We start from the raw sequence: 5,967 nt of genomic DNA, 5'->3' as shown, positions 1-5,967 counted from the left end.
TATAGCGGCAATTGAGTTTTTAGCAGGAAATAAAAAACCCCGCCTCTTTCGAGTACGGGGTTTTTCTTGAATTGGAGAGCCTGACGATGTCCTACTTTCACATGCGAATGCACACTATCATCGGCGCTAAGGCGTTTCACTGTCCTGTTCGGGATGGGAAGGAGTGGTACCACCTTGCTATGGTCGTCAGGCAAAGAGGGTTGGCTGTAAGTGCGGTGCTCTGCACATACTTGTTAGCTAACCAGCATTGCGGCTGATTGGCTCGATTTGGATCTGATGAGTTATCGGTCTAGAGACTATTCTGGCTTGATGCGTATTGCGGGTATTTCTGTCTTTCACTACAAACTACCTTGACTAATTTCAGGGTTTTAAACCTGGGTAGATTTACTGTGTGTTGTTTCAAGTGCGTATCTTTAAGCAAGGCTCAATGCTATAGAGCCAAGCCGCACGGGCAATTAGTACTGGTTAGCTTAATGCATTACTGCACTTCCACACCCAGCCTATCAACGTCGTGGTCTTCAACGGCCCTTCAGGAGGATCAAGTCCTCAGGGAAATCTTATCTTAAGGCAAGTTTCACGCTTAGATGCTTTCAGCGTTTATCTCTTCCGTATTTAGCTACCCGGCAATGCCACTGGCGTGACAACCGGTACACCAGAGATACGTCCATTCCGGTCCTCTCGTACTAGGAACAGCCCCCTTCAAATTTCCAACGCCCACGGCAGATAGGGACCAAACTGTCTCACGACGTTTTAAACCCAGCTCACGTACCTCTTTAAATGGCGAACAGCCATACCCTTGGGACCGGCTACAGCCCCAGGATGAGATGAGCCGACATCGAGGTGCCAAACACCGCCGTCGATGTGAACTCTTGGGCGGTATCAGCCTGTTATCCCCAGAGTACCTTTTATCCGTTGAGCGATGGCCCTTCCATACAGAACCACCGGATCACTATGTCCTGCTTTCGCACCTGCTCGACTTGTCAGTCTCGCAGTCAAGCACGCTTATGCCATTGCACTATCAGTACGATGTCCGACCGTACTTAGCGTACCTTCGAGCTCCTCCGTTACTCTTTAGGAGGAGACCGCCCCAGTCAAACTGCCCACCATGCACGGTCCCCGACCCAGCTAATGGGTCAAGGTTAGAACCTCAAACAGATCAGGGTGGTATTTCAAGGATGGCTCCATGAGAACTGGCGTTCCCACTTCAAAGCCTCCCACCTATCCTACACAAACCGGTTCAAAGTCCAATGCAAAGCTACAGTAAAGGTTCATGGGGTCTTTCCGTCTAGCCGCGGGGAGATTGCATCATCACAAACACTTCAACTTCGCTGAGTCTCAGGAGGAGACAGTGTGGCCATCGTTACGCCATTCGTGCAGGTCGGAACTTACCCGACAAGGAATTTCGCTACCTTAGGACCGTTATAGTTACGGCCGCCGTTTACTGGGACTTCAGTCAAGAGCTTGCACCCCATCATTTAATCTTCCAGCACCGGGCAGGCGTCACTCCCTATACGTCCACTTTCGTGTTTGCAGAGAGCTGTGTTTTTATTAAACAGTCGCAGCCACCATTTTATTGCAACCCCTTCGTCCTTCCATTGTTCATGGTCAAACTACAAGGGCGTACCTTCTCCCGAAGTTACGGTACCAATTTGCCGAGTTCCTTCTCCTGAGTTCTCTCAAGCGCCTTAGAATACTCATCCCGCCCACCTGTGTCGGTTTGCGGTACGGTCAACGTGTAACTGAAGCTTAGAGGCTTTTCTTGGGACCACTTCCAATGGGTTCGTAGCCGTAGCTACTTCCCCCCACACCCTTGAGTATATGACAGCCGGATTTGCCTAACTGTCCTCTATGATGCAGGGACCAGGATATCCAACACCTGGACCACTTTCCACGATCCGTCCCCCCATCGCATTACACGTCGGTGCAGGAATATTAACCTGCTTCCCATCGACTACGCATTTCTGCCTCGCCTTAGGGGCCGACTAACCCTACGCCGATGAACGTTGCGTAGGAAACCTTGGGCTTACGGCGACAGAGCCTTTCACTCTGTTTATCGCTACTCATGTCAGCATTCGCACTTCTGATACCTCCAGCATGCTTTACAACACACCTTCGCAGGCTTACAGAACGCTCCCCTACCACATACACTTACGTGTACATCCGCAGCTTCGGTTATCTGCTTAGCCCCGTTACATCTTCCGCGCAGGACGACTCGATCAGTGAGCTATTACGCTTTCTTTAAAGGGTGGCTGCTTCTAAGCCAACCTCCTGACTGTTTTAGCCTTCCCACTTCGTTTTCCACTTAGCAGATATTAGGGACCTTAGCTGGCGGTCTGGGTTGTTTCCCTCTTGACACCGGACGTTAGCACCCGATGTCTGTCTCCCGAGATTGCACTTACAGGTATTCGGAGTTTGCCATGGTTTGGTAAGTCGCGATGACCCCCTAGCCATAACAGTGCTCTACCCCCTGTAGTGAGACTCGAGGCACTACCTAAATAGTTTTCGGGGAGAACCAGCTATTTCCAGATTTGTTTAGCCTTTCACCCCTATCCACAGCTCATCCCCTAACTTTTCAACGTTAGTGGGTTCGGTCCTCCAGTTGGTGTTACCCAACCTTCAACCTGGCCATGGATAGATCATCTGGTTTCGGGTCTACACCCAGCGACTAGACGCCCTATTCGGACTCGCTTTCGCTACGCCTTCCCTACTCGGTTAAGCTTGCCACTGAATGTAAGTCGCTGACCCATTATACAAAAGGTACGCCGTCACGGAACAAGTCCGCTCCGACTGTTTGTATGCACACGGTTTCAGGATCTATTTCACTCCCCTCCCGGGGTTCTTTTCGCCTTTCCCTCACGGTACTAGTTCACTATCGGTCAGTCATGAGTATTTAGCCTTGGAGGATGGTCCCCCCATATTCAGACAGGGTTTCTCGTGCCCCGCCCTACTTGTCGTACGCTTAGTTCCACAACTGAGTTTTCACATACAGGGCTATCACCTTCTATGGCCGGACTTTCAAGACCGTTTTGTTAACTCTGATGCTAAATCGTACAGGCTCATCCAATTTCGCTCGCCACTACTCTCGGAATCTCGGTTGATTTCTTTTCCTCTGGGTACTTAGATGTTTCAGTTCTCCAGGTTCGCCTCGCACAGCTATGTATTCACTGTGCGATACCCCTAAAAGGGTGGGTTTCCCCATTCGGACATCTACGGATCAAAGCTTATTTGCCAGCTCCCCGTAGCTTTTCGCAGGCTACCACGTCCTTCATCGCCTATGACTGCCAAGGCATCCACCATGTGCACTTATTCGCTTGGCTCTATAGCGTTAAGTCCTGCTTCAAGTTATTCACTCTCAACAACACTGTAATCACCATAAAAAGCAAAGTAGTTTGTGTGTATTCTAAGATTCAAGCGCCGATATGCATTAGTAACAACGCACATCAACTTCTTGAGAAGAACGATGATGCAATCGCATCAATCAAAATATGCACACCTTAATTAAAAGGAGTATCTATCTCGATATCTCATCATTTCCAAATTGTTAAAGAACAAGTCCAAACCCTAGGGGCTTGGCGACTCTTACAGCCAAATGAATAAACATTCAATATGCTCATTCATTTGACCGCAAGGGCAATGCAACATTGTGCGCATTGCTTACTTGCCAACTTATTAACAGCCAATCTACTTAAAGACGCTTTACTTAAACACTCGATACAAACTCAACTTTCATTGAGAGCAAAAGATTGGTGGAGGTGAACGGGATCGAACCGATGACCCCCTGCTTGCAAAGCAGGTGCTCTCCCAGCTGAGCTACACCCCCAGGTATTTTCTAACTACCATTTGAAATCAATGGTGGGTCTGGATGGGCTCGAACCATCGACCCCCGCCTTATCAAGACGGTGCTCTAACCAACTGAGCTACAGACCCTAAAAACTTTTCAACCCCAGGGCCCTGACCTCTAGTCAACGTTAACCACATCGACTGAAGGCCCTCTCATTTGCTGCTTGTATCTAATATTTAAACAAACCGATAAGTGTGAGCACTAGTACCAGACACATTCAAGACTTGATCTACTTCTCTTTCTCTAGAAAGGAGGTGATCCAGCCGCACCTTCCGATACGGCTACCTTGTTACGACTTCACCCCAGTCATGAATCCTACCGTGGTGACCGTCCTCCTTGCGGTTAGACTAGCCACTTCTGGTAGAACCCACTCCCATGGTGTGACGGGCGGTGTGTACAAGACCCGGGAACGTATTCACCGCGGCATTCTGATCCGCGATTACTAGCGATTCCGACTTCACGCAGTCGAGTTGCAGACTGCGATCCGGACTACGATCGGTTTTCTGGGATTGGCTCCACCTCGCGGCTTGGCAACCCTCTGTACCGACCATTGTATGACGTGTGAAGCCCTACCCATAAGGGCCATGAGGACTTGACGTCATCCCCACCTTCCTCCGGTTTGTCACCGGCAGTCTCATTAGAGTGCCCTTTCGTAGCAACTAATGACAAGGGTTGCGCTCGTTGCGGGACTTAACCCAACATCTCACGACACGAGCTGACGACAGCCATGCAGCACCTGTGTGCAGGTTCTCTTTCGAGCACCAATCCATCTCTGGAAAGTTCCTGCCATGTCAAGGGTAGGTAAGGTTTTTCGCGTTGCATCGAATTAATCCACATCATCCACCGCTTGTGCGGGTCCCCGTCAATTCCTTTGAGTTTTAACCTTGCGGCCGTACTCCCCAGGCGGTCAACTTCACGCGTTAGCTACGTTACCAAGGAAGTAAATCCCCAACAACTAGTTGACATCGTTTAGGGCGTGGACTACCAGGGTATCTAATCCTGTTTGCTCCCCACGCTTTCGTGCATGAGCGTCAGTGTTATCCCAGGGGGCTGCCTTCGCCATTGGTGTTCCTCCACATATCTACGCATTTCACTGCTACACGTGGAATTCCACCCCCCTCTGACACACTCTAGTCGTGCAGTCACAAATGCAATTCCCAGGTTAAGCCCGGGGATTTCACACCTGTCTTACACAACCGCCTGCGCACGCTTTACGCCCAGTAATTCCGATTAACGCTCGCACCCTACGTATTACCGCGGCTGCTGGCACGTAGTTAGCCGGTGCTTATTCTTCAGGTACCGTCATCCCCCTAGGGTATTAGCCCAAAGGATTTCTTCCCTGACAAAAGTGCTTTACAACCCGAAGGCCTTCTTCGCACACGCGGCATTGCTGGATCAGGGTTTCCCCCATTGTCCAAAATTCCCCACTGCTGCCTCCCGTAGGAGTCTGGGCCGTGTCTCAGTCCCAGTGTGGCTGATCGTCCTCTCAGACCAGCTACTGATCGTCGCCTTGGTAGGCCTTTACCCTACCAACTAGCTAATCAGCCATCGGCCGCTCCAATAACGTGAGGCCTTGCGGTCCCCCACTTTCCCCCTCAGGGCGTATGCGGTATTAATCCGGCTTTCGCCGAGCTATCCCCCATTACTGGGCACGTTCCGATGTATTACTCACCCGTTCGCCACTCGTCAGCATCCGAAGACCTGTTACCGTTCGACTTGCATGTGTAAGGCATGCCGCCAGCGTTCAATCTGAGCCAGGATCAAACTCTTCAGTTTAATCTCTGCAAAATTTACTAAACTCGACGGAGTAGATGTTTGTATCGGCCTTGACGACCTTTACATTCACTTACTTTATTCCGTGAGCACTAACTCTGAATCGTGATTCAAAGTCATTCTTTTTGAGAAAAGAACAAACCTTAAACCTATCTGGTCAGTGCCCACACTTATCGGCTGTTAACTTGTTAAAGATCGCTTCGAAATTTCCGCTACAATCGCTGTTCTTCGTACTGCCTTATTTACTACCTAAGACCCTGAAGAACCGCTTGCTTGCTTCGTTTCGCGCTGCTTGTCGTGCAGCAGAGAAACGAGATTATGCACATCAATCCGAAACCTGTCAAACACTTTTG

The 5,967-nt window shown here is 49.9% G+C and carries 2 tRNA genes and 3 rRNA genes; all 5 read right to left on the bottom strand.

From position 1 onward, the window contains the following. Positions 1 to 78: 78 nt before the first annotated feature. Positions 79 to 191: ribosomal RNA gene (rrf, locus tag O9332_RS01445) — 5S ribosomal RNA — on the bottom strand. Between the two features lie 243 nt (positions 192 to 434). Continuing rightward, a 23S ribosomal RNA gene (locus O9332_RS01440) occupies positions 435 to 3,317 on the bottom strand. A 427-nt stretch (positions 3,318 to 3,744) separates the two neighbouring features. Then, positions 3,745 to 3,820: transfer RNA gene (locus O9332_RS01435), tRNA-Ala, on the bottom strand. A gap of 30 nt (positions 3,821 to 3,850) precedes the next feature. Further along, positions 3,851 to 3,927 (bottom strand) — tRNA-Ile (locus tag O9332_RS01430). A gap of 161 nt (positions 3,928 to 4,088) precedes the next feature. Then, positions 4,089 to 5,617 (bottom strand): 16S ribosomal RNA (locus tag O9332_RS01425). The 16S, 23S and 5S rRNA genes sit together here with 2 tRNA genes alongside, the layout of an rRNA operon. Positions 5,618 to 5,967: the final 350 nt, after the last annotated feature.

The sequence above is a fragment of the Microcystis sp. LE19-10.1B genome (genome assembly GCF_027530565.1).
In the GTDB taxonomy this organism is placed as follows: Bacteria; Cyanobacteriota; Cyanobacteriia; order Cyanobacteriales; family Microcystaceae; genus Microcystis; species Microcystis aeruginosa.
Note: the sequence above shows the minus strand (reverse complement) of the source record. Positions and strands in the feature narration are given on the sequence as shown.